The sequence below is a fragment of the Pseudomonas fluorescens genome (assembly GCF_000968015.1).
Classification (GTDB): Bacteria; Pseudomonadota; Gammaproteobacteria; order Pseudomonadales; family Pseudomonadaceae; genus Aquipseudomonas; species Aquipseudomonas fluorescens_W.
In genome coordinates, this window is the sequence record NZ_LACH01000129.1 from 1 (window position 1) to 569 (window position 569).

The window sequence follows — 569 nt, forward strand, 5'->3', positions numbered from 1 at the left end:
GAAACCGTAATCAGCCATCACGGCAAAAACGGATATACACCCAATCCCCCCAACGGCATTAGACGACGAAGGGACTTTAAACCTTGGGCGTTAAAGCTAGTCTGAAGAGTAAGCCTTACAACGGCTGCCGCCGGCGATTGCCGGACACTGACACTGCCTGCCACGAGCAGGTGCGCATTGAGGTCACTATGAAAATCCGCGAGCTTGCCCATCACTGGGAAGAAAACGCCAAGGGTCGCCTGACCGACACCGGATACTCGATTCATCTGGATGTGGAAGCCGCCGCACGACTGGCGGCCATTGTCGATATGTACCCCAAACGGCAACCCGAAGAACTGCTCGGCGAACTGATCGGCGCCGCCCTGGAAGAGCTCGAAAAAAGCTTCCCGTACGTGAAGGGCTCGACCGTCGTGGCCACCGACGAAGAAGGTGATCCGCTGTACGAAGACATCGGTCCGACTCCACGTTTTCTCGCATTGTCCCGTCGTCATTTACACGATTTGTCGGCCGTCGACGACAAACAGAAACACTGATCCAACCGATATGAACATGTGGGAGCGAGCCTGCTC

At 55.9% G+C, this 569-nt stretch carries 1 protein-coding gene; it reads left to right on the forward strand.

Translation table 11 applies throughout. From position 1 onward, the window contains the following. The first annotated feature begins 188 nt into the window (after positions 1-188). Positions 189-533 (forward strand): hypothetical protein, encoded by a 345-nt coding sequence (locus VD17_RS31090; RefSeq protein WP_046057182.1) that lies wholly within the window; start codon positions 189-191, stop codon positions 531-533. Positions 534-569 lie beyond the last annotated feature (36 nt).